Consider the following 26788-nt stretch of genomic DNA (forward strand, 5'->3'; position numbering starts at 1 on the left):
GGTTCAAAACCTATGGCCACTGCGATGGTATCCGCAGGAGGGCGTAGGCCTCGCATCCGGTTGACGCCGGTCCCACTACCTGGACATTCACCAGTTGATCAAGGGTGGAGCCAGCCACCGAACGGCAGGTTCCGGACAACCGTGAAGACCAGCAGCAATGCCCCGACGGTCCACAGGTGTGCGGACCCGAGTTCGATACGGAAGGGCCGGCCCCGTGCCGCGCGGACCACCCAGACGGTCCATACGACGGCGAAGAGCGCGTAGCCGACGACCGCGACCGCGTTGTTCTGCAGCGCCCCCAGGAAGTCCCCGTGGACGACGGCGTGCGCGCTGCGCAGGCCGCCGCAGCCGGGACAGTAGATGCCGGTGTACTGCAGGAGCGGACAGGCGGGGTAGTGGCCGGGCTCGTTCGGGTCCACGGACCCGACGTAGGCGAAGGCCCCGGCGACGGCCGCGAGCAGTCCCGCGGGCACCGCCAGCCGCCCGAGCACGGCTCGGGGTCCGGTTCCGGCGGGCGGTGTGGCCTTCCGGCTGTCGAGGTTCACGTCTTGCATTGTGCCCCGCGCACGCGTGAGGGGCGGCCCCGGCGTCATACCGGTCCGCCCCTCACACGGTGCCTGCGCGGTACGGGACTTCAGCCCTTGACCCCGGTGACACCGGCCGGCCGGTGCTTCTCCGAGAGAGTCTGGTACGCCGAGTGCTGGTCCTTCGACTGGCCCAGGCCCATGCCCTTCATGATCCAGCCGACGACGCCACCGAGGACCGTGACTCCCACACCGGCCCAGAAGCCCACGGGGCTGGCCAGCACCATGAAGGCGCCCGAGACGCAGAAACCGATGAACGCGATAGTGACACCGGTCCAGGCGGCCGGGGTGTGACCGTGGCTGCTGCCCGCCATTGCTTGCTCCTCGTTGCTGTGTGCCGTTGCTGTGTGCCTGTGTGAGCCGAACGCTCGCCATCATTGTCCAGCACGCCCGCCCGTCTCGTGATCAGGGGTAGCTGCAGCGCCCCGTTAGGGGCGCGGGGAACTGCGCGACCAGCCACGACGGACCCGCACCCGACCGCGCCCCATAGCGGCACCCACAGCTGAGCGTCACGCTCCCGTGGGGTCCTCGCCGCGGTCCAACGCCTTCCACAGGTCCTCAGGACGATCCGGGTCGACGACAGGGGCCTTACGACGCGGCCGAGGCGCCCCGGACCGCTCGTACCGACCGGACATCGCAGGCCACAGCCGCCCATAGCGCAGGGCGAGCAGTCCGGCGAGCAGAATCAGGACACCGCCGACCGCCGCCACGTACGGCCACGCGGTGTGGGTGAGCGCGTCGACCCCCGCGGCGGTGTCCCCGGTGGTCTCCGCGGCCTTCTCATCGAGCGCGGAGCTGTCGGACGCGCCGAACACGGCCGCCACGACGATCCCGGCGCCGGACAGCGCGAGCAGCGCGGAGACCAGCAGCCGCCCGGACTTGCGGACGGCGAAGACGGCGACGAGCGCGGCGAGGCCCACTATGGCGAGGGCCGCGGGCACGCCCGTGACGTCGCTGCCCTTCGCGGTCAGCGGGAAGGAGCCGCCGGCCACGGTCGCGGTGCCCTCCGACCACTGCTGGCGGGTGGCCAGCAGCGCCACGGCCGCGCCGAGCGCGCCGGCGAGCAGGGCGACGGCGAGGCTGAGGCGGCCCGCCCGGGCGGGTCCTGCGGCTTCGGAACGGGGGTGAGGAACAGCAGTCACGTACTCCACTATCGCGCGAACCCCGGGCGAACCGTCACCCGGGGTTCACGTGAGAACCGTCCTACTTTCCGAGCCGGTTCGCCGTGTGCACCGCGCGCAGCACCGCCGCCGCCTTGTTGCGGCACTCGGTGTCCTCGGCGACCGGGTCGGAGTCGGCGACGATGCCCGCGCCGGCCTGGACGTAGGCGGTGCCGTCGCGCAGGAGTGCCGTACGGATGGCGATGGCGGTGTCGGAGTCGCCGGCGAAGTCGAGGTAGCCGACGCAGCCGCCGTACAACCCCCGCCGGGACGGCTCGAGTTCGTCGATGATCTGCATCGCGCGGGGCTTGGGGGCGCCGGAGAGGGTGCCGGCCGGGAAGCAGGCGGTGAGGACGTCGAAGGCGGTGCGGCCCGCGGCGACCCGGCCGGTGACCGTCGAGACGATGTGCATCACGTGCGAGTAGCGCTCGATGGACATGAAGTCCACGACCTCCACCGAGCCGGGTTCGCAGACCCGCCCGAGGTCGTTGCGCCCGAGGTCGACGAGCATCAGGTGCTCGGCGCGCTCCTTGGGGTCGGCGAGCAGTTCGTCGGCGAGGGCCTGGTCCTCCTGCGGGGTGGCCCCGCGCCACCGGGTGCCGGCGATGGGGTGGACCATGGCCCGCCCGTCCTCGACCTTGACGAGCGCTTCGGGGGACGAGCCGACGACGTCGAAGCCCTCGAAGCGGAACAGGTACATGTACGGGGAGGGGTTGGTCGCCCGCAGCACCCGGTAGACGTCCAACGCGCTGGCCGTGCACGGCGTTTCGAAGCGCTGGGAGGGGACCACCTGGAAGGCCTCGCCGGCCCGGATGCGCTCCTTGATGTCCTCGACGGCGTCCTGGAAGTCGGGGCCGCCCCAGAGTGCCGTGTACTCGGGGAGTTCGGAGGGCGGGAGCACGGCGGGCGGCTGGGCGACCGCGCGCGTGAGGTCGGCCTCCATGGCGTCGAGGCGGGCGACCGCGTCGGCGTGGGCCTCGTCGACGCCGGTGTCGAGGTCGTTGTGGTTGATCGCGTTGGCGATCAGCAGGACGGAGCCCTCCCAGTGGTCCATGACGGCGAGGTCGCTGGTGAGGAGCATGGTCAGCTCGGGCAGCTTGAGGTCGTCCCGCTCGCCGGGGCCGATCTTCTCCAGGCGGCGCACGATGTCGTAGCCGAGGTAGCCGACCATGCCGCCGGTGAAGGGCGGCATGCCCTCCTGGTGCGGGGTGTGCAGGGCCTCGATGGTGGCGCGCAGGGCGGCGAGGGGGTCGCCGCCGGTGGGGACGCCGACGGGCGGGGTGCCGAGCCAGTGAGCCTGGCCGTCCCGCTCGGTGAGCGTCGCGGCGGAACGCACGCCGACGAAGGAGTAGCGGGACCAGGAGCGGCCGTTCTCCGCGGACTCCAGCAGGAAGGTGCCGGGGCGCTCGGCGGCGAGCTTGCGGTAGAGCGCGACCGGGGTGTCGCCGTCGGCGAGGAGCTTGCGGGTGACGGGGATGACTCGCCGGTCGGTGGCCAGCTTGCGGAACGTCTCGAGGTCCATGGCGGCTGACCTTACTGATGCGGGGCGGACGGGCCGGAGTCGGCGCCGTCCTTGAGCAGGACGTCGGCGTCGAAGCAGGTGCGGGCGCCGGTGTGGCAGGCGGCGCCGACCTGGTCGACCCTGACCAGCACGGTGTCGGCGTCGCAGTCGAGGGCGACGGACTTGACGTGCTGGAAGTGGCCGGAGGTGTCGCCCTTGACCCAGTACTCCTGGCGGCTGCGCGACCAGTAGGTGCAGCGGCCGGTGGTGAGCGTCCGATGCAGCGCCTCGTCGTCCATCCAGCCGAGCATCAGCACCTCACCGGTGTCGTACTGCTGGGCGATGGCGGGCAGGAGTCCGTCGGCGCTGCGCTTGAGCCGCGCGGCGATCTCCGGGTCGAGGCGGCTGGACTGCCGGGGCGAGCTGGTCATGCCGACCATTGTGCCGCGCGGCACTGACAGTCCTGATGGAGTGTCCAGTACCCGGACCGTACAGGTGCTGTCCATTGGGCGGACCCGGTGCGTGGTCGTACGCTGACTGCATGTCGACTTTCGCCAAGCGTGAACGACTTCTCCTGGCCGACCTCCTGGAGGCCGAGGGCCCCGACGCCCCCACCCTCTGCGAGGGCTGGCGGACCCGTGACCTCGCCGCGCACGTGGTGGTGCGCGAGCGTCGCCCCGATGCCGCCGGCGGCATCCTCATCAAGCAGCTGGCGCCGCGCCTGGAGCGGGTGATGGCGGAGTTCACCGCCAAGCCGTACGAGGAGCTGATCCAGCTGATCCGCACCGGCCCGCCGCGCTTCTCGCCGTTCGCGCTCAAGCAGCTCGACGAGATGTCCAACACGATCGAGTACTACGTCCACACCGAGGACGTACGCCGCGCCCAGCCCGACTGGACCCCGCGCGAGCTCGACCCCGTCTTCCAGGACGCCCTCTGGTCCCGCCTGGAGCGCTCCGCCCGCCTGATGGGCCGCGGCGTCCCGACCGGCCTCGTCCTGCGCCGCCCCGACGGCCAGACAGCGGTCGCCCACCGCGGCACCCCGGTCGTCACGGTGACCGGCGAGCCCTCGGAACTGCTGCTCTTCGCGTACGGCCGGCAGAACGCCGCCAAGGTGGAGCTGGAGGGCGAGGAGGACGCGATCACCAAGCTGCACGAGACGAAGCAGCTGGGGATCTGAGGGATCACTTGGGGAGCTCTGCGCGGCGCAGTGAGCCCGCGCAGAGCGCGATGACGCCACCCAGGGCACTGACCACGGCGCCCACCACGAAGACCGGTCCGGTGCCCCACAGCTCGGCCGCCCAGCCGACCACCGGGAATGTGAGCGGCGCGACGCCGAAGCCGACGAGCGTGGAGGCGGCGGTGACCCGGCCGACGTAGGCCGGGCCGGCCGCGGCCTGTGTCAGCGCCCCGTACAAGGCCCCGGAGAGCCCGAGGGACAGGCCTATGAGCAGGGCCACCCCGACCGCGCCCGGGACGGACGTCACCTGCGCCAGCGCCCCGATCGCCGCGGCCCCGAGGAGGCTCGTCACCGCGGCCACGGCTCCGGCCCGGGGCACCCGGCCGCGCCAGGTGAGCAGGAACGAGGCCGCGCCGGCGCCGGTCCCGAAGCCGGCCAGCACCCAGCCCATGCCGGACGAGCCCCAGCCGCGCTCCTGCGCGAGGAGGGTCAGGCCGAGGTTCATCGGGCCGACGAAGCCGAGGTCGGTGAGGGCCGCGGCGATCACCAGCGGGCGCAGCACCGCGTTCCGCCGGATGTGGCGCAGCCCGTCCCGCAGCTCGGCCAGGACCGCGCCCCGGGGCGACGCGTCGTCCGGCGGCAGCGTGCCGACCCGGACCGCCAGCAGCAGCGGCAGGGACACCCCGACGAGCAGCGCGGCGAGCCCGAACGCGCCCGCCGTACCGCCGACGGCGACACCGAGGCCGCCCAGTGGTCCGCCTAGGACGTTCGCGAGCCGGGTGGCGAGGCCGCGCATGCCCTGGACGCGGGCGAGCTGGCCGCGTCCGGTGATCCGCGCGGGCAGGGCGCCGGCGGCGGGCAGGAACACGGCGTCGACGACACCGAAGAGCACGGCCACCGCACCCAGCACCCACAGCCCCGGGCTGGTGGCGAGGAGCAGGACGGCCGCGGTCAGCACAAGGGCGGCGCGCGCGGCAGTGCTGGCGAGCACGGTCCGGCGCGGCCCATAACGGTCGGCCACCACTCCCCCGCCGAGCATCAACAGGGCACGCGGCAGCGCACTGGCCGCCGTGACCAGTCCGGCCTGGGCGGGCGTGCCGGACTGGACGGCGGCCCAGGACAGGGCGATGAAGTAGACGTTGTCGCCGACCGCGGACGAGACGTACGCACCGAGCCATCGCAGGACGTTGGGGTCACGGTGAGCCGATCTCTCCTTCAGGCCGCCCCCGGGCACGAGCGTGCTGGTCACGGCGGACCGTCCTCTCAGATAGGGACTCTCAGGTACCGGGCTCTCAGGTACGGAAAGGGAAGCCGTACGTGTGCACCGCGACGTTCTCGCGGCCCTCGGTGTCGCCCGCGGCAACGGCGGCCCGGCCGCGCTCCTCGTACCTGCGGACCAGGGCGTACATCTCCTTGGACAGCGTGGAGAGTTCGTCGGGGGTGAGCCTGAGCAGCCACTCGGAGGAGTCGGACGCCGTCGTCCACGCGTCGCTCCAGTGGGCCCGCTCGTCGAGGTAGCGGCGGTACATGTCGGCGCGCTGCTCGAAGAAGAGGCGGCTCGCCGCTGTGTGCGCGGCGGCCTTCTCCGGGGCGTCCCTGAAGTCCTCGTCGTGGATGGACACCCCTTCGGAGGCAGGCTGCCACCAGCGCTCCCGACCGTCCGCGCTCTGCGCCTCCGACTCCTCGATCAGCCCGTGTTCGGCGAGTTTGCGCAGGTGGTAGCTGACCAGAGAGACGGCCTCGTCCACCTGGTCGGCGAGCTGGGACGCGGTCGCCGAACGCGCGATGATCAGGCACCGGTACAGCTGGGCCCGTAGCGGATGCGCGAGCGCCTTGAGGGTGCCCACGTCCTTGATGCGCCTCTCCCTGTCCGTCATGCCCCTCACGCTAGATAGGAAAGAAAAGTTGCACAACATATTTTGCGCAACTTCCCTTTCCTATCTCTCCATGAGAAAGCCCCGGCCGGGACCGACCGGGGCTCAGCTCCCGCTAGCGGACGGGGTGCCCCGCCCCCCGCAACGTCTCCTTCACCTCACCGATCCGCAGGTCGCCGAAGTGGAAGACGGACGCCGCGAGGACCGCGTCCGCGCCCGCCTCGATGGCCGGTGGGAAGTGGGCTAGCCGGCCCGCGCCGCCGGAGGCGATGAGGGGGACGGTCACGTGTTTGCGGACGGCCTCGATCATCTCGATGTCGTAGCCGTCCTTCGTGCCGTCCGCGTCCATCGAGTTGAGCAGGATCTCGCCGGCGCCCAGCTCGGCGGCCCGGTGCGCCCACTCGATCGCGTCGATGCCGGTGCCCTTGCGGCCGCCGTGGGTGGTGACCTCGAAGGTGCCTTCGGGAGTGCGGCGCGCGTCCACCGACAGGACCAGCACCTGCCGGCCGAACCGCTCCGCGATCTCGCGGATCAGGTCAGGACGGGCGATGGCCGCCGTGTTGACGCCCACCTTGTCCGCGCCCGCCCGCAGCAGCTTGTCCACATCCTCGGCCGTGCGGACGCCGCCGCCGACCGTGAGCGGGATGAACACCTGCTCGGCGGTGCGGCGCACCACGTCGTACGTCGTCTCGCGGTTGCCGGACGACGCGGTGATGTCCAGGAAGGTCAGTTCGTCGGCGCCCTCGGCGTCGTACACCTTGGCCATCTCGACGGGGTCGCCCGCGTCGCGCAGGTTCTGGAAGTTGACGCCCTTGACGACCCGGCCGTTGTCCACGTCCAGGCAGGGGATGACTCGTACGGCCAGGGTCATGCGGATGCTCCTCGGAACGCCTCCACCTCGACCTCGACGACCAGGCTGGGGTCCACGAAGCCGGAGACGATGATCATGGATGCTGCGGGCCGGACGGAGTCGAACAGCTCCTTGTGAGCACGTCCGATGTCGTCCACGTCCCGGGCGTGGGTGATGTACATACGCGTGCGTACGACGTCGTCCCGGCCGAGACCCAGCTCCCCCAGCGCCGCGAACGCGACCTCGAAGGCGTTGACCGTCTGCTCGTACGGACCGCCGCCGGCGATCTCACCGTCCACTATGGACGTGCAACCGGACACCAGCACCAAGCCGTTCGGCAGCTCCACCGCGCGGGAGTAGCCGAAGGTCTCCTCCCAGGGCGCACCGGTCGTGACACGCCGTAGGTCGCTCACTGGGCTACCGCCTCCAAGGCCTCTTCCAAGGTGAACGCCTTCGCGTACAGGGCCTTCCCTACGATCGAGCCCTCCACGCCCAGCGGTACGAGCTCGGCGATGGCCCGCAGGTCGTCCAGCGAGGACACGCCGCCGGAGGCCACGACCGGGCGGTCGGTCGCCGCGCAGACGTTCTTCAGCAGCTCCAGGTTCGGGCCCTGCAGCGTGCCGTCCTTCGCGATGTCGGTGACCACGTACCGCGCGCAGCCCTCCGTGTTGAGGCGCTCCAGCGTCTCGTAGAGGTCGCCGCCGTCGCGGGTCCAGCCGCGCCCGCGGAGCGTGGTGCCCCGTACGTCCAGACCCACCGCGATCTTGTCGCCGTGCTCAGCGATGACCTTGGCGACCCACTCCGGGGTCTCCAGGGCGGCCGTCCCCAGATTCACCCGGGTGCAGCCCGTGGCCAGGGCGGCGGCGAGGGAGGCGTCGTCCCGGATGCCGCCGGACAGCTCGACCTTGATATCCATCGCCTTCGTGACCTCGGCGATCAGCGCGCGGTTGTCGCCGGTGCCGAACGCGGCGTCCAGGTCGACCAGGTGCAGCCATTCGGCGCCCGCCCGCTGCCAGGCGAGGGCGGCCTCCAGGGGGGAGCCGTACGACGTCTCTGTCCCGGACTCTCCATGCACGAGGCGGACGGCCTGGCCGTCGCGGACGTCGACGGCGGGGAGGAGTTCGAGCTTGCTCACAGTGTTCCGATCCAGTTGGTGAGGAGCTGGGCTCCGGCGTCGCCGGACTTCTCAGGGTGGAACTGCGTCGCCCACAGGGCGCCGTTCTCCACGGCGGCCACAAAGGGCTTGCCGTGCGTCGACCAGGTCACCTTGGGGGCCGTCAGCGTCGGGTTGCGGACCTCGAGGCTCCAGTCGTGGACGGCGTACGAGTGCACGAAGTAGAAGCGCGCGTCCGCGTCCAGACCGGCGAACAGCTCGGAGCCGGGCGCCACGTCCACGGTGTTCCAGCCCATGTGGGGCACGATGTCGGCCTGCAGCGGCTCGACCGAGCCGGGCCACTCGTCGAGGCCGCCGGTCTCGACGCCGTGCTCGATGCCGCGCGCGAACAGGATCTGCATGCCGACGCAGATGCCCATGACGGGACGGCCGCCGGCCAGGCGACGGTCGACGATCCAGTCGCCGCGGGCCTCGGTCAGCCCCTTCATGCAGGCGGCGAAGGCCCCGACGCCGGGCACGAGGAGACCGTCGGCGTTCATGGCCTTGTCGTAGTCACGGGTGATCTCGACGTCGGCCCCCACACGCGCGAGGGCACGCTCGGCCGACCTCACATTGCCGAAGCCGTAGTCGAAGACCACGACCTGCTTGGGCGCACTCAATTCCACACCTCCAGCCGCATGACGCCCGCGACCAGACACATCGCGGCGCCGATCGAGAGCAGCACGATGAGGCTCTTCGGCATCTCCTGCTTGGCGAAGGAGATGATCCCGCCGACCAGGAAGAGCCCGACGACGATCAGGACGGTCGACAGCCCGTTCACAGCGCGCCCTTCGTGGAGGGCAGGATTCCGGCGGCGCGCGGGTCTCGCTCACTGGCGTACCGCAGGGCCCGGGCCAGCGCCTTGAACTGGCACTCCACGATGTGGTGCGCGTTGCGCCCGTACGGCACGTGCACGTGCAGCGCGATCTGGGCCTGGGCGACGAAGGACTCCAGGATGTGCCGGGTCATCGTGGTGTCGTACTCGCCGATCATCGGCGCCATGTTCTCGGGCTCGGTGTGCACGAGGTACGGGCGGCCGGACAGGTCGACGGTGACCTGGGCGAGGGACTCGTCCAGCGGGACCGTGCAGTTGCCGAACCGGTAGATGCCCACCTTGTCGCCGAGGGCCTGCTTGAAGGCGGCGCCCAGCGCGAGGGCGGTGTCCTCGATGGTGTGGTGCGAGTCGATGTGCAGGTCGCCCTCGGTCTTCACGGTCAGGTCGAACAGACCGTGCCGGCCGAGCTGGTCGAGCATGTGGTCGTAGAAGCCGACGCCCGTCGACACATCGACCTTGCCGCTGCCGTCGAGATCGATCTCGACGACCACCGACGTCTCCTTGGTGACGCGCTCCACGCGTCCTACGCGGCTCATCAGCTCTGCTCCTTCTTGAGTTCACGGACCGCGTCGAGGAACGCGTCGTTCTCCTGTGGGGTTCCGGCGCTGACCCGCAGCCACCCCGCGATGCCGTTGTCACGGACCAGGACGCCCTGGTCGAGGATCCGCCGCCAGGCCGTGTGAGAGTCCTCGAACCGGCCGAACTGCACGAAGTTCGCATCGGACTCGACGACTTCGTAGCCGGCCGCCCGCAACTCGCTCACCAGCCGGTCCCGCTCGGCCTTCAGCTGCTCGACGTACTTCAGCAGCGTGTCGGTGTGCTCCAGGGCCGCGAGCGCGGTCGCCTGGGTGATCGCCGAGAGGTGATAGGGCAGCCGTACGAGCTGGACGGCGTCGACGACGGCCGGGTGCGCGGCGAGGTAGCCGAGGCGGAGTCCGGCCGCGCCGAACGCCTTCGACATCGTCCGCGACACGACGAGATACGGCCGGCCTTCGAGCAGCGGCAGCAGCGAGTCGCCGTGGCTGAACTCGATGTACGCCTCGTCGACCACCACCATCGAGGGCTTGGCGGCCTGCGCGGCCTCGTACAGCGCGAGGACCGTCTCGGGCGGAACCGCGTTGCCCGTGGGGTTGTTGGGGGTGGTGATGAAGACGACGTCCGGCCGGTTCTCGGCGATCGCCTTCTCGGCGGCGGCGACATCGATCGTGAAGTCGTCGTCGCGGGGGCCCGAGATCCAGCCCGTTCCGGTGCCGCGCGAGATGAGCGCGTGCATCGAGTACGACGGCTCGAAGCCGATCGCGGTACGGCCAGGCCCGCCGAAGGTCTGCAGCAGTTGCTGGATGACCTCGTTGGAGCCGTTGGCCGCCCAGACGTTCGCCAGGCCGACCTCGTGACCGGACGTGTCGGTCAGGTACTTGGCGAGCTGGGTGCGCAGTTCGACCGCGTCCCGGTCCGGGTAGCGGTTGAGGTTCCGGGCCGCCTCGCGGACGCGCTCGGCGATCCGTTCGACCAGGGGCTCGGGCAGGGGGTACGGGTTCTCGTTGGTGTTCAGCCGTACGGGGACGTCCAACTGGGGCGCGCCATAAGGGGACTTGCCGCGCAGCTCGTCCCGTACGGGGAGATCGTCGATGCCAGTCACTGGTCCTCGGGTACCTTCCAGCCGAACCTCGCCTTGATCGCCGCACCGTGCGCCGGCAGGTCCTCCGCCTCCGCCAGCGTCACCACGTGCCGCGCCACGTCGGCCAGCGCGTCCCGCGTGTAGTCGACGATGTGGATGCCACGCAGGAAGGACTGGACCGACAGGCCCGAGGAGTGGCAGGCGCAGCCACCGGTGGGCAGGACGTGGTTGGACCCGGCGGCGTAGTCGCCGAGCGAGACCGGCGCCCAGGGGCCGATGAAGATGGCGCCGGCGTTCTTCACGCGGTCCGCGACCGCGGCGGCCTCGGCCGTCTGGATCTCCAGGTGCTCGGCACCGTACGCGTCCACCACCCGCAGCCCCTCGTCGACGCCGTCGACGAGCACGATCGCGGACTGCCGCCCCTTCAGCGCCGGAACGATCCGGTCCTCGATGTGCTTGGTGGCCGCGACCTGCGGCTCCAGCTCCTTCTCCACCGCGTCCGCCAGCTCCACGGAGTCGGTGACCAGGACGGCCGCGGCCAGCGGGTCGTGCTCGGCCTGGCTGATCAGGTCGGAGGCGACGTGCACCGGATCGGCGGTGGCGTCGGCCAGGACCGCGATCTCGGTCGGGCCCGCCTCGGCGTCGATGCCGATCTTGCCGGTGAAGTAGCGCTTGGCGGCGGCGACCCAGATGTTGCCGGGGCCGGTGACCATGTTGGCGGGCGGGCAGGACTCAGTGCCGTACGCGAACATCGCGACGGCCGTAGCGCCACCGGCGGCGTACACCTCGTCGACGCCGAGCAGCGCGCACGCGGCGAGGATCGTCGGGTGCGGGAGGCCCCCGAACTCGGCCTGCGCCGGGGAGGCGAGCGCGATCGACCCGACGCCGGCCTCCTGCGCGGGCACCACGTTCATGATCACGGAGGACGGGTAGACCGACCGGCCGCCGGGCGCGTAGAGCCCGACCCGCTCGACCGGCACCCACTTCTCGGTGACCGAGCCGCCGGGCACGACCTGGGTCGTGTGCGTCGTACGGCGCTGCTCGCGGTGGACGAGACGGGCGCGCCGGATGGACTCCTCCAGGGCGGCACGCACGGCCGGGTCGAGTTCTTCGAGTGCCTTGTCGAGTGCCTCGGCCGGGACCCGTACGGAATCCAGACGCACCCCGTCGAACTTCTCGGCGAAGTCGATCAGCGCCGCGTCACCCCGATGATGCACGGCCTCGCAGATCGGACGCACCTTCTCAAGGGCGGCCGCAACGTCGAAGTCGGCTCGGGGCAGCAGGTCGCGCAAGGCGGGACCCTCCGGGAGGGCGTCGCCGCGCAGATCGATTCGGGAGATCACGGGCTCAATTCTCGCAGACCGGAGTCGGGCGTTGTCCTCGCGTTTCAGTAGCTGATACACGACACGGAAGATCCTCTTCACTGTTGGTGTTCGAGGCGTCACTCAGCGGGCATGAACGGTTGTACGAAACCTATGAGTAACAGGAGGAAGGAACCACCGTGACCGAGGGGGCCGGCATCCGCGCCGGGGAGTTGCCGGACGATCTGACCGCCGCCGAGGCCGGCATGTGGCAGGCCTTCCGCAACGGCAGCGTGTACGACCTGAGCAGCGGCGACCCGATCGTCGACGATCCGCACGGCGGGCGCCCGTGGGGACCGGAGCGGACGGTGCGGGCCCGGATCGTGTGCTGGCTGCTGCTGGACGGCCCGCCCGCCCTCGCGGGCCGCGTGTCGTCGCTGAAGCTCACCGGCGTGCAGATCAGCGGCACCCTGGACCTCGCGGGCGGCACGGTCACGCCCTACGTCGAGCTGCGCGGCTGCCGTTTCGAACGGGAGATCCTGCTGCCGGAGGCCCACTTCACCACCGTACGGCTGGTGGACTGCTCGGTGCCGCGGCTGGAGGCGGCCCGGGTGCACACGGAGGGCGATCTGCATCTGCCGCGCTGCCGCTTCCACAACGGGGTACGGCTGACCGACGCGCAGATCGGCACGGATCTGCTGATCAACCAGGCCATCGTCTACCGGGACCGCAGCGGGCGCTCCATCTCCGGGGACGGCATGACCATCGGCCAGGACCTCCAGGCCGAGCTGCTTGAGTCGCACGGCGAGCTGCGGCTGCGCGGGGCCAACGTCGGCGTGTCGCTGAGTCTGCGGGGCGCCCGGCTGGCCAACCCGTACACCCGGTTCGCACTGAACGCGCCGCAGCTGACCGTGGGGCGGACGCTGTATCTCACGCCCGCCGGTGTCGGCAGCGTGCTGCTGAGCGGGGGCACACCCGCGCGCGGGACGCGGGTCCAGCGGGTCGAGTGCGAGGGCGGGGTGCGGCTGGACGACGGGCGGTTCGGGGACTCCGTCGACTTCGAGCGGGCCCGGTTCACCTTCACCGACGAGCAGGAGCTGTCGCTGCGGCGGGTGCAGACGCCGGAGTTGCGCTTCCTCGGCGAGCGGCCGGCGCGCGGGCGTGTCGTGCTCTCGGGGGCGAAGATCGTCAACCTGATGGACCGGAGGGACAGCTGGCCGGGCCCCGGACGGCTGCACATGGGCGGATTCGCCTACGAGAACCTCGTGCCGCGCGGCCCGTTCCCGCTCGCCGAGCGGCTGGAGTGGGTGGCCGCCGCGACCGCCGAGTACAACCCGGAGCCGTACGAGCGACTGGCCACCGTGCTGCGGGCCGGGGGCGAGGACGAGGACGCCCGCGAGGTGTTACTGGCCAAGCAGCGCCGGCGGCGCGAGACCCTGCCGGCGGCGGCCAAGCTGTGGGGGTACGCGCAGGACTGGACGGTGGCCTACGGCTACCGGCCCGGCCGGGCGGCGGTCTGGATGGCGCTGCTGTGGGCGGCGAGCTCGGTGGCCTTCACGCACGCCGACCATCCGCCGATCAAGTCCGGTGAGCATCCGCCGTGGAACCCGGCCCTCTTCGCACTCGACCTGCTTCTGCCGGTCATCGACCTCGGTCAGGTGGGTTTCTGGCGGCTGGGCGGCGGCTGGCAGTGGCTGGCCGCGGCGATGATCGTGGTCGGCTGGATCCTTGCGACGACGGTGGCGGCGGGGGCGACGCGGCTGCTGCGACGGGGGTGAAGGGGGATGAAGGACGTGCGGCACCTGCCCACCAGGTGGTCGGTGCGCACGCGCGTTCTCCCGCGACCACTAGGCTTTTGCGCCGTGACCACCGTCCGGCTTCCGCTCTTCCCCCTGAACTCGGTGCTGTTCCCGGGACTCGTGCTCCCGTTGAACGTCTTCGAGGAGCGTTATCGCGCCATGATGCGCGAACTGCTCAAGTCCCCCGAGGACGAACCGCGCCGTTTCGGCGTCGTGGCGATCCGCGACGGCCACGAGGTGGCCGCCAGCGCGCCCGGCATGCCGGACCCGACTGCCCTGCCCGAGCGCGGGCCCGCCGCCGGCTTCGGCACCGACCCCGTCAAGGCCTTCCACGGCGTGGGCTGTGTGGCCGACGCGGCGACCATCCGGGAGCGGCCCGACGGCACGTTCGAGGTGCTGGCGACGGGGACGACCCGGGTGCGGCTGCTGTCGGTCGACGCGTCCGGTCCCTTCCTGACGGCCGAGCTGGAGGAGCTGACGGAGGATCGCGGCGACGAGGCGGGGGCGCTGGCCGAGGGGGTGCTGCGGGCGTTCAGGCAGTACCAGAAGCGGCTGGCGGGCGCCCGGGAGCGGTCGCTGACTACGAACGGGGAGCTGCCGGACGAGCCGGCCGTGGTCTCGTATCTCGTGGCCGCCGCGATGATGCTGGACACCCCGACGAAGCAGCGTCTGCTCCAGGCGCCGGACACCGCGTCCCGGCTGCGCGACGAACTGAAACTCCTTCGCTCCGAGACGGCCATCATCCGTAACCTGCCGTCGTTGCCGGCGTCGGACCTGACGCGCGGCGCGACGAACCTCAACTGAACCTGGAACAGGCCGGATGGCGAAGAAGTCGAAGAAGCAGCAACAGCCGGGCGGCACACCCGCGACGGTGACCCTGACAGCGGCGGGCGCGGAGTTCACGGTCCACGCCTACGACCACGACCCCGCGCACCCCTCCTACGGCGAGGAGGCGGCCGAGGCGATGGGTGTCTCCCCGGAGCGGGTCTTCAAGACGTTGGTGGCGGACGTCGACGGCGCGCTGGTGGTCGGCATCGTCCCGGTGTCCGGCTCGCTGGACCTGAAGGCCCTGGCGACGGCGGTGGGCGGCAAGAAGGCGACGATGGCGGACCCGGCCCTGGCGGAGCGCACGACGGGCTATGTCCGGGGCGGCATCTCCCCGTTGGGCCAGCGCAAGAAGCTCCGCACGGTCCTGGACGCCTCCGCGACCGCCTACGACACGATCTGCGTCTCGGCGGGCCGCCGCGGCCTGGAGGTCGAACTGTCCCCGAAGGACCTGACCGACCTCACGAACGCCACCCTCGCCCCGATCGCCCGCGCCTGACCTCTCGACGCCGGCCCCTTCCTCCGTTAAGCAGAGGGGACATGTCGAAGAAAACCAGGAAACGCAGATGGCGCGTGAAAAAGGGCCGAGCAAACCACGGCCGACGCCCATCCTGACCCAAGCCCGTCCGGCATGCAGGGGTAAGGCCACCTCGGCCACTTCTCGGCGCCGGTCCGCGCATTTCAGCCCGTCCGGCGTTTGAGGACGAGGCCGTTCAGGCCGAAGCGGGGGTCTGGGGGCGGCAGCCCCCAGGGATGGGACGGGTAGGGGCGGCGGGGGCGAAAACAACCCCCGCCGCAACCACAGCGGACCCGCCCCTACGCAGGCGGCACCCCAGCAGGCTGCTGATACGGCTCCGGATCCCGCGGCCCGAACAACGCCGTCAGCCCCAGATGCACCACCAGCCCCGCCAGCGGCCACGCCAGCAACGCACCCTTCGCCCCCAACTCCAGCGGCGCGGAGAACGCGACACCCTTGCCCACGTCCTTCGCGTGAGCGACCACGTCCTCGGCCGGCCCGAGCCAGATCCCCACCCGCCAGGCCAGCAGCGCCCCGAGCAGCCCTCCGACGGCCAGCCCCACCACCAGCGGCACCCCGCCACGCCGCCGCACGAGGAACACGACGAAGGCGCTCACGACCCCGAACGCGACGGCCAGCAGAGTGAACGTTCCGTCCACCCCCACCGCCTGCTCCCCCTCGGTGTCCTTGAGGTAGACGACCCAGTTCTTGTCGACAACGTCCCCCACCAGCGGCACGCGCGGCGCCAGCCAGGCCCACACCACGCCCAGCAGCAGTCCGCAGAGCGCCACCGCGACCGCGATCACCGCGGCTTCCCGCACTTCGGTCTTCATCCCGGGCCCGTCCTGTCCGTACCCGACATCATGCGACGCGGGGGCCCCGTACGCCTGCCCGGCAGGCGACGGCGGCCACCCACCGTGGGACGGCTGTTCATGCGGCGGCGGAGGAGGAGTCAGCGGTGCGGTCACCCTGCCATCGTGCCAGGCCCGCCTGTGCGGTGTGTCACCGGACGGCGGCCCGGCGATACGCCCAGGTCGCGACGGCCAGCGACACCACGCCCACGCCCCCGCAGACGGCGAGGTCACCGAGCACGAACGCCCAGTCCGGGCTCGGCCCGAACGTACGCGCGAAGGCCTCCACGCCGTAGGTCGACGGCAGCAGATCCCGCAGGAACCGCACCCCCTCCGGCATGCGTTCCGCGGGCAGCACGCCCAGCAGCAGCGCCGCGGACATGCCCAACTGGCCGAGCAGCGTGGCCAGTTCGGGCCGCGGCGCGAGCAGTCCGAGGGCCGCCCCGAGCCCGGCGAGCGCGGCACCGGCGAGCGGGATCACCGCGGCCAGCACCCACAGATGCGCCAGCGGCAGCCCGAACAGCGCGCACCCGAACACCGCCGTCACGACGGTCCCCGGCACGGTGAACGACGCGTACGCGCCCGCCGCCCCCAGCACCACAGCCGCCGGCGGCACCGGCAGCGTCGCGTAGTGGTCGAGCCCGCCGCTGGCCCGCAGCTGCCCGAAGTACTGGGCGAGCAGGTTCAGCGCGACGAAGGCCACGACGAGCACCGACGACCCGGCCACCACGGCCCGCGCCTCGCCCCCGCCGTCCACGACCCCGCGCATCAGGACCATGATCCCGATCGACTGGAAGGTCGCCACGAACAGCAGCGGTATCCGCGCGACCCGCGCCCGGGACAGCTGCGCCCGGTACACGGCGGCGAGGGACGGCCACAGCCGCGCCCGCGGCCCGAGGACGGCCGCACCGTCGGCGGCCTCCTCCACGCCCAGGGCCCCGCCCGGCAGGACATCGGCGGATACGACACTCACGTCGAAGTGCTCCCCTTCGTACGGCCCACGGAGGCAGTCCCCCTGTCCCCTACGGATACGGATACGGATACGACGATCCGCGCGCTCATGCCTTCACCAGCCCCTGCGCATCGCCGCCCAGCGCCAGGTACACATCCTCCAGGCTCGGCGTGGCGAGCGTGAAGTCGTCCAGGGCGGTGAACGCGGCCCCGCCGGTGACCGTGGCGACGGCCACCCGGGCCTCCTCGGGCGCGAGCCGCAGCGTCCAGCGCCGGCCCGACTCGACGGCCCGTTCCCGCAGCGCGGCGACCTCGGGCACCTCCAGCGGCGCCCGGTCCCGCCACACCAGCTCGACCCGGACCTCCCCGGCAACCTGCTCCTTGAGCCCGGCGGGACTGTCGCAGGCGATCACGCGTCCCTGGTCGAGGACGGCGACCCGGTCGAGGACGGTCTCGGCCTCGATGACGTTGTGGGTGACCAGCACCACGGTGGTGCCGCGTTCGGCCCGGCGCCGGTCGACCGCGGACCACACGGCCCGCCGCGCCACCGGGTCCATGCCGGTGGTCGGCTCGTCGAGGACCAGCAGCGACCGCTCCCCCACCAGCGCCGAAGCGAAACAGGCCAGCCGCCGCTGCCCGCCGGACAGCTTCCTGATCGGGCGGCCGGCGAGCGACGTGAGGCCCAGCTCGTCGAGTACGTCGTCCCGCTCGGCCCGCGCCCGCTTCACCTCGAGCCCGCGCAGCCGTCCGGTGGTCTCGGCGGCGAGCGACACGGTGAGGTCGTCGAGGGCGGTGGACTCCTGGCCGAGGTAGGCAAGGATCCGCGCGGCCCGCTCCGGATGCCGCACGATGTCGTGCCCGAGGATCTCCACGCTGCCGCGGTCCGGCCGCATCAGCCCGGTCAGCTGCCGTACGAGGGTGGTCTTCCCGGCGCCGTTCGGCCCGAGCAGCCCGAAGATCTCACCCCGCCGGATGTCCAGCCGTACATCGTCCGTGGCCCTGACCTCGGGCGTCGCCGGAACCCCGCGCCGACCCCGCACCGCGGGATAGGTCTTCGTGAGCCCGCGCACCGCGCACACGACATCCCGACCGTGCCGAAGTGCCTGTCCCGCGCGCATACTCACAAGGGACGAGAGTACGGGGTCGGGAGCCTCCGCTCCCCCTTGGGGGCGGCGTATGTGCCGTTTCACTCCCCCGCGGGAGCGTGTTCCGCGGCCGTCCGCACATCGATCTCGCGCCAGAACCCGGCCCGGATCGCATAGCGGTCGTGCTCGTCGATCTGGTCGTCCTTGTGGGCGAGGAGCCCGAACCGGGCGGCGTACCGCAGCAGTTCCCCGTCGATGCGGTGCGGAATCCGCGGATACATCCCCGACAGCTTCTGCAGATGGCCCTGGTCCCCGAGCCGCCCCATCCACCGCCGGGCGAACACCTGCCCCACCTCGTACGGATCCCCGCCGACCGTGGTGATGTCCTCCTCCCGGTCCGCCCACCGCTGCTCCGCCGAGGTCAGCTGCGCCAGCGTCGGCATGGAGGCGACCTCGGGCGGTTCGGCCGCGACACCGGGCCGGTCGACCCAGCCCTTGTCGGAGGACCACCGCAGCGTCGCGCTCGCGGGGTGCTTGTCGGTCTGGGTGCCGCCGGGGGCGCGCAGCGCGGCCAGGTCCTTGGGGGTGGGCACGCCGCCCTTGGGCGCGGGCACCCGCTCCTGCGTGCCGTTCTCGGAGGCGGTGGCCGCGGGCGGGTGCTCCCGCTCCTCGGCGGCCCGCTCGGCCGAGGAGAGCGCGGACTCCGGCAGCGGCGCGGAGAGGATCGCGGCGATCTCGGGCCGCGGCACCGGCTGCGGCGCGCAGATCCCGCCGAGATCCTTGGCCCGTACCGCCTTGGTGATCCACGTACGGTCGAGCACGCGCCGCTCGTCCGCCTCGGCGACCAGATCCTCGGACTGGTTGTAGTCGCCGTCCGCGGCCTGCACGGCCCACAGGTGTACGGCGACCCCGTGCTCCTTCGCGGCCATCATGCCCGGCAGCAGATCGCCGTCGCCGGTGACCAGGACGATGTCGGAGCAGGCGCGGTTGCGGGCCAGTTCGGTCAGCTCCGCGTGCATCGCCGCGTCGACGCCCTTCTGGGCCCAGCGTCCGTCGCTGCGGGTCAGGGCGCCGAGGCGGACGGTGACCCGGGGCATCACGCGCAGCCTGCGGTGCTCGGGCTGCGGGACGCGGTCGGGGGCGCCGTCGAACCAGTAGATACGCAGCAGCGGCCGCTCGGTGTCCGACTCGGCGCGTTCGCGCAGGCCATGGATGAGGGCGGTGTGATCGACGGTGATGCGGGAACGTGAGGGCTCTCCGGCGAGAAGAGAGGCGGCGGCCCCCAGCAGATACCCGGCGTCCACCAGGACGATGCAGCGGTCCACGCGATCCACCCTCTTTCCGGGAGGTTTGCTTCGGGCTTCCTTCGAGTCTGCCCGACCACGCGAGGGTTAACGGGCGGAACTCGATCTTCGGCGTGGCGTTTCGGGGCATCGTCTCCCCGACAAGCGCTGTCACAGACGGTAATTATCCGAAATGCGTTCCTTGCCAGCCTATGTGAGTCTGGTCGCGGCCCTGGCCCCTAGATCCCCCACAGGAGGCAGATCACCATGGCCAAGAACAAGAAACAGGACCGTAAGCAGCCGCAGTCCGAGCGCGGGGAGCAGCAGGCCCAGCAGTCCTCGATGGAGGCGCAGGCCGAGCAGCGCATCTCCCACGTGACTCCCGGCGACATCGCGCGCAAGGGCAAGCAGAAGCGCTTCGGTCACAACTGACATCTTCATAACGGGCTGTTGCGGCCCAGGCACAGAACGAGGGGCGCACCCGGCACGGTGCGCCCCTCTCGCGATACCGCAAGTCAGCCGGCCAGACAGGACGGCCCGAGCAGCACCTTCAGATCGCCGAAGAGCGCGGGATCCGGCTTCACCCGGTGCCGGTCCAGCCGCAGCACGGTCGTCTTCCGCGGCCCCTGGAGCTTGATCCGCACCTCGCTCTCGCCCTTGTGATGGCTGAGGATCTCCCCGAGGCGGCTGACCATGGGCGGGGTGACCCGGGTGGCCGGGATGGTGAGGATCACGGGCGCGTTGGTTCCCGCGTTCGACAGGTCGGGGACCTGGAGCTCCATCGCGACGAGTCGGGGCACGTCCTCACGCTTGTCGAGGCGGCCCTTGACGAACACCACGGCGTCCTCGACGAGTTGGGTCGACACCAGCTGGTAGGTGGCGGGGAAGAACATGCACTCCAGGGAGCCGGCCAGGTCCTCGACGGTGGCGATGGCCCAGGCGTTGCCCTGCTTGGTCATCTTGCGCTGCAGGCCGGAGATGATGCCGCCGATGGTGACGACCGCCCCGTCGCCGAAGTCGCCGCCGGTGAGCTGGGCGATGCCCGCGTCGGCCTTGTCGGACAGCACGTGTTCCAGGCCGAACAGCGGGTGGTCTGAGACGTACAGGCCGAGCATCTCCCGTTCCTGGGCGAGCAGGTAGGCCTTGTCCCACTCCTCGTCGGTGAAGGTGACGTCCATGCCGAAGCCGGGTTCGTCGGCGCTGTCGTCGCCCATGCCGCCGAAGAGGTCGAACTGGCCCTCGGCCTCCTTGCGTTTGACCTGCACCACGTTGTCGATCATCGGCTCGAACTGGGCCGTCAGGCCCTTGCGGGTGTGGCCCATGGTGTCGAAGGCGCCGGCCTTGATCAGTGATTCGGTGGTGCGCTTGTTGCAGACGACGGCCTCGACCTTGTCGAGGTAGTCGGGGAAGGAGGCGTACTTCCCCTTCTCCTTGCGCGAGCGGATGATCGACTCCACCACGTTCGTGCCGACGTTGCGGACGGCCGAGAGGCCGAAGAGGATCACATCGTCGCCCTGGGCGGCGAAGTTGGACATCGACTCGTTGACGTTCGGCGGGAGCACCTTGATGCCCATGCGCCGGCACTCGTTGAGGTAGACGGCCGACTTGTCCTTGTCGTCCTTGACGGAGGTGAGCAGCGCGGCCATGTACTCGGCCGGGTAGTTCGCCTTCAGGTACGCCGTCCAGTACGAGACGAGTCCGTACGCGGCGGAGTGGGCCTTGTTGAAGGCGTAGCCGGCGAAGGGGACCAGCACGTCCCACAGTGCCTGGATCGCCTCGTCGCTGTAGCCGTTCTTGCGGGCGCCCTCCTGGAAGAGGACGAAGTTCTTCGCCAGCTCGTCGGGCTTCTTCTTGCCCATCACCCGGCGCAGGATGTCAGCCTCGCCGAGCGAGTACCCGGCGATGATCTGGGCGGCCTTCTGCACCTGCTCCTGGTAGACGATCAGGCCGTAGGTGACCGCCAGGACCTCCTCGAGGGGCTCTTCGAGCTCCTTGTGGATCGGTGTGATCTCCTGGCGGCCGTTCTTGCGCTCCGCGTAGTTGATGTGCGAGTTCATGCCCATCGGGCCCGGCCGGTAGAGGGCCGAGACGGCGGAGATGTCCTCGAAGTTGTCGGGCTGCATCTGGCGGAGCAGCGAACGCATCGGGCCGCCGTCGAACTGGAAGACGCCGAGGGTGTCACCGCGGCAGAGCAGTTCGAAGGTCTTGGGGTCGTCCAGCGAAAGGGAGAGCATCTCGAGGTCGATGCCCTTGTTGGCCTTCACCATCTTGATGGCGTCGTCCATGATCGTCAGGTTGCGCAGACCCAGGAAGTCCATCTTCAGCAGGCCGAGCGACTCGCACTGCGGGTAGTCCCACTGCGTGATGGTCACGCCGTCGGTGTGCCGCACCCAGACCGGGGCGTGGTCGACGATGGGCTCGCTGGACATGATGACGCCGGCGGCGTGCACACCCATCTGCCGGACCAGGCCCTCGACGCCCTTGGCGGTGTCGATGACCTTCTTCACGTCCGGCTCGTTCTCGTACATCGCGCGGATCTCGCCGGCCTCGCTGTAGCGCGGGTGCGAGGGGTCCGTGATGCCGTTGAGGTCGATGCCCTTGCCGAGGACGTCGGCGGGCATCGCCTTGGTGAGCCGGTCGCCCATGGCGTACGGGTAGCCCAGTACGCGCGCGGAGTCCTTGATGGCGTTCTTGGCCTTGATCTTGCCGTACGTGCCGATCATGGCGACCTTGTCGGCGCCGTATTTCTCCGTCACGTACCTGATCACCTCGACGCGCCTGCGCTCGTCGAAGTCGATGTCGACGTCGGGCATGGAGACGCGCTCGGGGTTGAGGAACCGCTCGAAGATCAGGCCGTGCGGGATCGGGTCGAGGTCGGTGATGCCCATGGCGTACGCGACGATCGAGCCGGCCGCGGAGCCACGGCCCGGACCGACCGCGATGCCCTGGTTCTTGGCCCACATGATGAAGTCGGCGACGACGAGGAAGTAGCCCGGGAACCCCATCTGGATGATGACGTCCATCTCGTACTCGGCCTGCTTCTGCCGGTCCTCGGGGACGCCGCCCGGAAAGCGGCGCTCCATGCCGCGGCGGACCTCCTCCTTGAACCAGGTGACCTCCGTGAAGCCCTCGGGGATGTCGAACTTCGGCATGAGGTTCTTGGCCTCGAACATGCCGGTGGTGTCGATCTGCTCGGCCACCAGGAGGGTGTTGGCGCAGCCCTCCTGCCAGGCGTCCGAGGAGTCGATGGCGTACATCTCGTCCGTGGACTTCAAGTAGTAGCCGGTGCCGTCGAACTTGAAGCGGTCCGGGTCGGAGAGGTTCTTGCCGGTCTGGATGCACAGCAGCGCGTCGTGCGCCGTCGCCTCGTGCGCGTACGTGTAGTGCGAGTCGTTGGTGACCAGGGGCGGGATGCCGAGCTTCTTGCCGATCTCCAGCAGACCGTCGCGGACCCGGCGCTCGATCTCGATGCCGTGGTCCATGAGTTCCAGGAAGTAGCGGTCCTTGCCGAAGATCTCCTGGTACTCGGCGGCCGACTTCAGGGCCTCGTCGAACTGGCCGAGGCGCAGCCGGGTCTGCAGTTCGCCGGAGGGGCAGCCGGTGGAGGCGATGAGCCCCTCGGACCACTGGGAGATGGTCTCCTTGTCCATCCGGGGCCACTTCTGCAGCCAGCCCTCGGCGTACGCGTCGGAGGAGAGCTTGAAGAGGTTGTGCAGGCCGGTGGAGTTCGCCGCCCAGATCGTCTTGTGGGTGTAACCACCGGAACCGGAGACGTCGTCGCGCTTCTGGTGCGGCTGGCCCCACTGGATCTTGCGCTTGTTGCGCCGGGACTCGGGGGCGACATAGGCCTCGATCCCGATGATCGGGGTGACTCCGGCCTTCTTCGCGGAATGGAAGAAGTCGTACGCCCCGTGCAGGTTGCCGTGGTCGGACATCGCGATATGGGTCATGGCCATCTCGTTGCACGCGTCGAACATGTCCTTGAGCCGCGCGGCACCGTCCAGCAGCGAGTACTGGGTGTGGACGTGCAGGTGCGTGAACGGCGGCTTTGACACGGCGTGGCCTCCAAGGAAAACGCTCGGCGACAGGCTGCGGACAGTCTGGGGGGACAGCGTCGAAGTCTATGCCTGAGGACTGACACTCGGCGGGCACTCCCACGTACCTTCATGCGTTGGAAGGGGACGGACGGGCCGGTCCATCCGGACGTCACAGCCGCCCCACCTGTCACGCAACACCCTCGTACCAGGAGGCACCAGGCAATGTCGGTCCCGCAGCTCAGCGCCGAGCAACGCGGCGAGGAGATCCTCACCGTCTTCGACACCGCCTTCGGCGAGCTCCTGGCCGCCGACCCGGCCGCGTTCCGCGTGAAGTTCCGCAAGATGGCGGCCTCGGCGTTCGCGTTCTACCGGGGCACGGCGTGCCTCTTCTACCACGACCTCGACGCCGAGAACGCCGGGCGGGGCGGGGGGCGGATACTGAGTGGCCCGTACCTGGACGAGCGCACCTCGCGCGTGTGGATCCACGGCGACCTGCACGCCGAGAACTTCGGCACGTACATGGACTCGAACGGCCGGCTGGTCTTCAACGTCAACGACTTCGACGAGGCGTACGTCGGCCCCTTCACCTGGGACCTCAAGCGCTTCTCCGCCTCCATCGCCCTCATCGGGTACGCGAAGGCGCTCAGCGACGAGCAGATCACCGAGCTGGTGACGATCTACGCGGCCGCCTACCGCGAGCGGGTGCACGCGCTGGCCACCGGCGCCAAGAGCGACGAGGTCCCGCCGTTCACCCTGGACACCGCCCAGGGCCCGCTGCTGGACGCGCTGCGCGACGCCCGCTCGCTGACCCGCTTCAGCCTGCTCGACTCGATGACCGAGATCCGTGACTTCGAGCGCCGCTTCGCGGCGGGCGGCGGCTCCATCGAGCTGGACGCGGCCACGCGCTACAAGGTGCTCGCCGCCTTCGACGGCTACCTGGAGACCCTGCCGGAGACCTCGCTGGCCCGCCCGGACTCGTACCGGGTGAAGGACGTGGTCGGCCGCCGCGGCATCGGCATCGGATCGGCCGGTCTGCCGTCGTACAACATCCTTCTGGAGGGCCACAGCGACGCCCTGGAGAACGATGTGGTGATCTACATCAAGCAGGCCCAGACCCCGGCCGTGTCCCGGCACATCACCGACCGGGCGATCCGCGACTACTTCCAGCACGAGGGCCACCGCACGGTGATCTCCCAGCGCGCCCTGCAGGCGCACGCCGACCCGTGGCTGGGCTGGACCGAGCTGGACGGCTCCGGTCAGCTGGTCGCCGAGGTCTCGCCGTACGCCGTGGACCTGGACTGGGGCGACATCGACGAGCCGGAGGAGATCGCGGCGGTCGTCGCCGACCTCGGCCGGGCCACGGCGACGATGCACGCGGCGGCGGACGACACCTCCGGCGAGTCCCTGGTGCCGTTCTCCACGGAGCGGGCCATCGACGCGGCGATCGCGGCGGACTCCGACGACGGCGCCGGCTTCGCGGACCTGCTGGTCGACTTCGCGCACAGCTATGGCGCACGCGCGCGTGCCGACCACCAGATCTTCCTGGACCTGTTCCGCAACGGCCGGATTCCGGGTCTGTGACGGAAGGGCCACTCACAGGAACCCTTTAGGGGTCCCTTACCGGCCGACGTGACAGACTCTCCTCCGCTATGGACATATCCGGGACGAAGCTCAGAGCCGTACGCGCGGCGCTGTTCACGGCACTCGTCGTGACGCTCAGCACCGCGTCGCACGTGCTGCTGTCCCGGGTCCCGCTGCCGCTGAACACGGTGGCCGTGGTCGCCGCCGCCGTGTTCGTCATCGCCTACGCGCTGGCCGGCCGGGAGCGCGGGTTCGGGCGGATCGCCGCCCTGCTGATCCCGCTGGAGCTGGCCGCCGACACCGTCTTCACCACCGGCCAGCACGTCTGTTACGGCGCCGCGGGCGGCCCGGTCGCGGGCCCTCTGCGCTCCGTCGGCTTCGACGTCCTGTGCGGCGACGGCACCGGCGTCGGCACCCCGCTGGCCCGGGCCACCGGAACGGACCCCGAGCGGGCCGCCGACCTGCTCGCCCACGCCGACCCGACGGCGGCCTGGCTGCTGCTGGGCGCACATGTCGGCGTCGGACTCCTGGCCGCCGCCTATCTGCGCCGCGGCGAGCGGGCCCTGGCCCAGCTCCTGAGCGCCGTGGCGGCGACCTCGTTCCGGCCGCTGCTGCTCGCGGCCGCCGCGGTGACCGTACGCCCGGCCCCGTCGCCCCGCCGCCTGCCGCGCTCCGCCCACCGCCCGGCCGTCATCCGCGACCGGATCCTCGTGCACTCCCTGGGACGCCGCGGACCGCCGTGCCCGGCCGCTTTCGCATAAACCCTCATAAGGCCTCACCAGGCCTCATCAGGCTTCACGCGAACAGCCACTGAGCACCAGCAGTCCCCCCATACGTATCCCGCGCACGACAGGTGCGCGTCCCCACTGGAGAACCCCATGAGCAAGCGGAACAGCAAGGCCGCGAAGACCGCCGCCCGCGAGCGACTGCGCCAGGAGCGCGAGCGGCAGGCCAGGCGCGCCAAGGTCAAGCGCCAGGCCGTCGTGGCCGGTTCGATCGTCGGCGTCCTCGCGATAGCCGGCGGCATCAGCTACGCGGTGGTGCAGGGCAACAAGCCCAGCCACTGGGAGGCCCTGAAGGACGGCAAGGTCGTCGCCCCGGCCAACACCACGGGTACCGACGGCACCACCGTCGTGATCGGCAAGAGCAGCGCGAAGAAGACCCTCAAGGTGTACGAGGACCCGCGCTGCCCGGTCTGCGCCCAGTTCGAGCAGACGGTCGGCTCGACCGTGGAGAAGGACGTCGCGGACGGCAAGTACAAGATCCAGTTCGTGGGCGGGACCTTCCTGGACGGCGACTCCCTGGGCGACGGCAAGATCGGCAGCCAGGGCGAGGGCTCCAAGAACGCGATGAGCGCCCTGGGTGCCGCGCTGAATGTGAGCCCGGAGGCGTTCCTCGACTACAAGAAGGCGCTCTACTCCGCCAAGTGGCACCCGAAGGAGACCGACGACAAGTTCAAGAACGACGACTATCTGATCGAGATCGGCGACAGCGTCGACGCTCTGAAGAACAACACCAAGTTCCAGAACGCCGTGAAGAACGGCACGTACGACGAGTGGGCGCTGGCCATGTCGAAGACCTTCGACACCAACAAGGACAAGGTCAGCGGCACCCCGAGCTTCGTCATGAACGGCAAGATGCTCACCACGGCCGACGGCAACCCCCCTATGACGGTGGCCGACTTCACCTCGCTGGTGGACGGCGCCCTCAAGGCCTGACGCTTACGGTCCTGATCGACCCCCAGCCGAAGAGCGGGCGAACTTTTACGAGTTCGCCCGCTCTCGTTCATACCGATCAGTAACCTGA

At 70.6% G+C, this 26788-nt stretch carries 28 protein-coding genes; 8 read left to right on the plus strand and 20 right to left on the minus strand.

The window, feature by feature from the left end:
- Positions 1-98: 98 nt before the first annotated feature.
- From KCH48_RS20400 to hisI, 5 genes are all read right to left on the minus strand, one after another.
- Positions 99-554, minus strand: a complete 456-nt coding sequence (locus KCH48_RS20400) for a DUF2752 domain-containing protein (protein ID WP_210576077.1) — start codon at positions 552-554, stop codon at positions 99-101.
- Between the two features lie 80 nt (positions 555-634).
- A complete protein-coding gene (locus KCH48_RS20405) occupies positions 635-898 on the minus strand; it encodes an HGxxPAAW family protein (protein WP_210576079.1) in 264 nt (87 codons plus the stop codon).
- 195 nt (positions 899-1093) lie between these two features.
- A complete protein-coding gene (locus KCH48_RS20410) occupies positions 1094-1735 on the minus strand; it encodes a TIGR02234 family membrane protein (protein WP_210576081.1) in 642 nt (213 codons plus the stop codon).
- A gap of 52 nt (positions 1736-1787) precedes the next feature.
- A complete protein-coding gene (locus KCH48_RS20415; protein WP_210576083.1) occupies positions 1788-3266 on the minus strand; it encodes an anthranilate synthase component I in 1479 nt (492 codons plus the stop codon).
- Between the two features lie 11 nt (positions 3267-3277).
- Complete coding sequence (gene hisI / locus KCH48_RS20420; RefSeq protein WP_210576085.1) at positions 3278-3676, minus strand: phosphoribosyl-AMP cyclohydrolase; 399 nt, start codon at positions 3674-3676, stop codon at positions 3278-3280.
- A 110-nt stretch (positions 3677-3786) separates the two neighbouring features.
- Here hisI and KCH48_RS20425 point away from each other — a divergent pair, with 110 nt between their 5' ends.
- Entirely contained in the window at positions 3787-4422 is a 636-nt protein-coding gene (locus KCH48_RS20425) for a TIGR03085 family metal-binding protein (protein ID WP_210576087.1), read from the plus strand.
- 4 nt (positions 4423-4426) lie between these two features.
- Here KCH48_RS20425 and KCH48_RS20430 read toward each other — a convergent pair whose 3' ends face one another.
- From KCH48_RS20430 to hisD, 10 genes are all read right to left on the minus strand, one after another.
- Positions 4427-5671 carry an MFS transporter gene (locus tag KCH48_RS20430; protein WP_210576089.1) on the minus strand — a complete coding sequence of 415 codons (1245 nt, stop codon included), beginning with the start codon at positions 5669-5671 and terminating at the stop codon, positions 4427-4429.
- A gap of 43 nt (positions 5672-5714) precedes the next feature.
- Positions 5715-6299 (minus strand): transcriptional regulator, encoded by a 585-nt coding sequence (locus tag KCH48_RS20435; protein ID WP_210576091.1) that lies wholly within the window; start codon positions 6297-6299, stop codon positions 5715-5717.
- A gap of 112 nt (positions 6300-6411) precedes the next feature.
- Positions 6412-7167 (minus strand): imidazole glycerol phosphate synthase subunit HisF, encoded by a 756-nt coding sequence (hisF, locus tag KCH48_RS20440; protein WP_210576093.1) that lies wholly within the window; start codon positions 7165-7167, stop codon positions 6412-6414.
- Positions 7164-7559: a RidA family protein gene (locus tag KCH48_RS20445; protein ID WP_210576095.1), complete on the minus strand. Its 396-nt coding sequence runs from the start codon at positions 7557-7559 to the stop codon at positions 7164-7166. Before KCH48_RS20445 ends, hisF begins: the two co-directional genes overlap by 4 nt.
- Positions 7556-8281 (minus strand): bifunctional 1-(5-phosphoribosyl)-5-((5-phosphoribosylamino)methylideneamino)imidazole-4-carboxamide isomerase/phosphoribosylanthranilate isomerase PriA, encoded by a 726-nt coding sequence (gene priA, locus KCH48_RS20450; protein WP_210576096.1) that lies wholly within the window; start codon positions 8279-8281, stop codon positions 7556-7558. Before priA ends, KCH48_RS20445 begins: the two co-directional genes overlap by 4 nt.
- Positions 8278-8919, minus strand: a complete 642-nt coding sequence (hisH, locus tag KCH48_RS20455) for an imidazole glycerol phosphate synthase subunit HisH (RefSeq protein WP_210576097.1) — start codon at positions 8917-8919, stop codon at positions 8278-8280. Before hisH ends, priA begins: the two co-directional genes overlap by 4 nt.
- Positions 8916-9080: a hypothetical protein gene (locus KCH48_RS20460; protein WP_210576098.1), complete on the minus strand. Its 165-nt coding sequence runs from the start codon at positions 9078-9080 to the stop codon at positions 8916-8918. Before KCH48_RS20460 ends, hisH begins: the two co-directional genes overlap by 4 nt.
- Positions 9077-9670: an imidazoleglycerol-phosphate dehydratase HisB gene (gene hisB, locus KCH48_RS20465; RefSeq protein WP_210576099.1), complete on the minus strand. Its 594-nt coding sequence runs from the start codon at positions 9668-9670 to the stop codon at positions 9077-9079. Before hisB ends, KCH48_RS20460 begins: the two co-directional genes overlap by 4 nt.
- Positions 9670-10773 carry a histidinol-phosphate transaminase gene (locus tag KCH48_RS20470; RefSeq protein ID WP_210576100.1) on the minus strand — a complete coding sequence of 368 codons (1104 nt, stop codon included), beginning with the start codon at positions 10771-10773 and terminating at the stop codon, positions 9670-9672. Before KCH48_RS20470 ends, hisB begins: the two co-directional genes overlap by 1 nt.
- Complete coding sequence (gene hisD / locus KCH48_RS20475) at positions 10770-12095, minus strand: histidinol dehydrogenase (protein WP_210576101.1); 1326 nt, start codon at positions 12093-12095, stop codon at positions 10770-10772. Before hisD ends, KCH48_RS20470 begins: the two co-directional genes overlap by 4 nt.
- Before the next feature lie 158 nt (positions 12096-12253).
- Here hisD and KCH48_RS20480 point away from each other — a divergent pair, with 158 nt between their 5' ends.
- The 3 genes from KCH48_RS20480 to ybaK all read left to right on the plus strand — a co-directional run bounded on the left by KCH48_RS20480 (position 12254) and on the right by ybaK (position 15176).
- Positions 12254-13831, plus strand: coding sequence for an oxidoreductase (locus KCH48_RS20480; RefSeq protein ID WP_210576102.1), 1578 nt, complete (start codon positions 12254-12256; stop codon positions 13829-13831).
- 84 nt (positions 13832-13915) lie between these two features.
- Positions 13916-14656, plus strand: a complete 741-nt coding sequence (locus KCH48_RS20485; RefSeq protein ID WP_210576103.1) for an LON peptidase substrate-binding domain-containing protein — start codon at positions 13916-13918, stop codon at positions 14654-14656.
- A gap of 16 nt (positions 14657-14672) precedes the next feature.
- Positions 14673-15176, plus strand: a complete 504-nt coding sequence (gene ybaK / locus KCH48_RS20490) for a Cys-tRNA(Pro) deacylase (RefSeq protein ID WP_210576104.1) — start codon at positions 14673-14675, stop codon at positions 15174-15176.
- A 317-nt stretch (positions 15177-15493) separates the two neighbouring features.
- On the opposite strand, the gene KCH48_RS20495 is transcribed toward ybaK, so the two are convergent.
- The 4 genes from KCH48_RS20495 to KCH48_RS20510 all read right to left on the minus strand — a co-directional run bounded on the left by KCH48_RS20495 (position 15494) and on the right by KCH48_RS20510 (position 19406).
- A complete protein-coding gene (locus KCH48_RS20495; protein ID WP_210576105.1) occupies positions 15494-16162 on the minus strand; it encodes an AAA family ATPase in 669 nt (222 codons plus the stop codon).
- Between the two features lie 34 nt (positions 16163-16196).
- The gene (locus KCH48_RS20500; RefSeq protein WP_210576106.1) at positions 16197-17018 is read right to left on the minus strand and encodes an ABC transporter permease; all 822 of its coding nucleotides are present in this window, start codon (positions 17016-17018) and stop codon (positions 16197-16199) included.
- An 85-nt stretch (positions 17019-17103) separates the two neighbouring features.
- The gene (locus tag KCH48_RS20505) at positions 17104-18075 is read right to left on the minus strand and encodes an ABC transporter ATP-binding protein (RefSeq protein WP_210576305.1); all 972 of its coding nucleotides are present in this window, start codon (positions 18073-18075) and stop codon (positions 17104-17106) included.
- A 107-nt stretch (positions 18076-18182) separates the two neighbouring features.
- The gene (locus KCH48_RS20510) at positions 18183-19406 is read right to left on the minus strand and encodes an NYN domain-containing protein (RefSeq protein WP_210576107.1); all 1224 of its coding nucleotides are present in this window, start codon (positions 19404-19406) and stop codon (positions 18183-18185) included.
- A gap of 225 nt (positions 19407-19631) precedes the next feature.
- Here KCH48_RS20510 and KCH48_RS20515 point away from each other — a divergent pair, with 225 nt between their 5' ends.
- Positions 19632-19796, plus strand: coding sequence for a hypothetical protein (locus KCH48_RS20515; protein WP_210576108.1), 165 nt, complete (start codon positions 19632-19634; stop codon positions 19794-19796).
- An 83-nt stretch (positions 19797-19879) separates the two neighbouring features.
- Here KCH48_RS20515 and dnaE read toward each other — a convergent pair whose 3' ends face one another.
- Positions 19880-23419, minus strand: coding sequence for a DNA polymerase III subunit alpha (gene dnaE, locus KCH48_RS20520; protein WP_210576109.1), 3540 nt, complete (start codon positions 23417-23419; stop codon positions 19880-19882).
- A 204-nt stretch (positions 23420-23623) separates the two neighbouring features.
- Between dnaE and KCH48_RS20525 the strand changes: the two genes are divergently transcribed.
- The 3 genes from KCH48_RS20525 (at position 23624) to KCH48_RS20535 (ending at position 26700) form a co-directional block, all read left to right on the plus strand.
- Entirely contained in the window at positions 23624-24982 is a 1359-nt protein-coding gene (locus KCH48_RS20525; protein WP_210576110.1) for a DUF2252 domain-containing protein, read from the plus strand.
- A 68-nt stretch (positions 24983-25050) separates the two neighbouring features.
- On the plus strand, positions 25051-25743 hold the full coding sequence (locus tag KCH48_RS20530; protein ID WP_210576111.1) for a hypothetical protein: 693 nt from the start codon (positions 25051-25053) through the stop codon (positions 25741-25743).
- Between the two features lie 117 nt (positions 25744-25860).
- A complete protein-coding gene (locus KCH48_RS20535) occupies positions 25861-26700 on the plus strand; it encodes a thioredoxin domain-containing protein (protein ID WP_210576112.1) in 840 nt (279 codons plus the stop codon).
- Positions 26701-26788: the final 88 nt, after the last annotated feature.

This window comes from Streptomyces sp. GESEQ-4 (assembly GCF_017948455.1).
In the GTDB taxonomy this organism is placed as follows: domain Bacteria; phylum Actinomycetota; class Actinomycetes; order Streptomycetales; family Streptomycetaceae; genus Streptomyces.

Bases quoted from the DNA above. Each gene is read 5' to 3' on its own strand.
- KCH48_RS20425 (WP_210576087.1), top strand. From the start codon at position 3,787: ATGTCGACTTTCGCCAAGCGTGAACGACTTCTCCTGGCCGACCTCCTG.
- KCH48_RS20525 (WP_210576110.1), top strand. From the start codon at position 23,624: ATGTCGGTCCCGCAGCTCAGCGCCGAGCAACGCGGCGAGGAGATCCTC.
- KCH48_RS20435 (WP_210576091.1), bottom strand. From the start codon at position 6,299: ATGACGGACAGGGAGAGGCGCATCAAGGACGTGGGCACCCTCAAGGCG.
- hisF (WP_210576093.1), bottom strand. From the start codon at position 7,167: ATGACCCTGGCCGTACGAGTCATCCCCTGCCTGGACGTGGACAACGGC.
- KCH48_RS20535 (WP_210576112.1), top strand. From the start codon at position 25,861: ATGAGCAAGCGGAACAGCAAGGCCGCGAAGACCGCCGCCCGCGAGCGA.
- hisB (WP_210576099.1), bottom strand. From the start codon at position 9,670: ATGAGCCGCGTAGGACGCGTGGAGCGCGTCACCAAGGAGACGTCGGTG.
- KCH48_RS20515 (WP_210576108.1), top strand. From the start codon at position 19,632: ATGGCCAAGAACAAGAAACAGGACCGTAAGCAGCCGCAGTCCGAGCGC.
- ybaK (WP_210576104.1), top strand. From the start codon at position 14,673: ATGGCGAAGAAGTCGAAGAAGCAGCAACAGCCGGGCGGCACACCCGCG.
- KCH48_RS20530 (WP_210576111.1), top strand. From the start codon at position 25,051: ATGGACATATCCGGGACGAAGCTCAGAGCCGTACGCGCGGCGCTGTTC.
- KCH48_RS20405 (WP_210576079.1), bottom strand. From the start codon at position 898: ATGGCGGGCAGCAGCCACGGTCACACCCCGGCCGCCTGGACCGGTGTC.
- hisI (WP_210576085.1), bottom strand. From the start codon at position 3,676: ATGACCAGCTCGCCCCGGCAGTCCAGCCGCCTCGACCCGGAGATCGCC.
- KCH48_RS20400 (WP_210576077.1), bottom strand. From the start codon at position 554: ATGCAAGACGTGAACCTCGACAGCCGGAAGGCCACACCGCCCGCCGGA.
- KCH48_RS20415 (WP_210576083.1), bottom strand. From the start codon at position 3,266: ATGGACCTCGAGACGTTCCGCAAGCTGGCCACCGACCGGCGAGTCATC.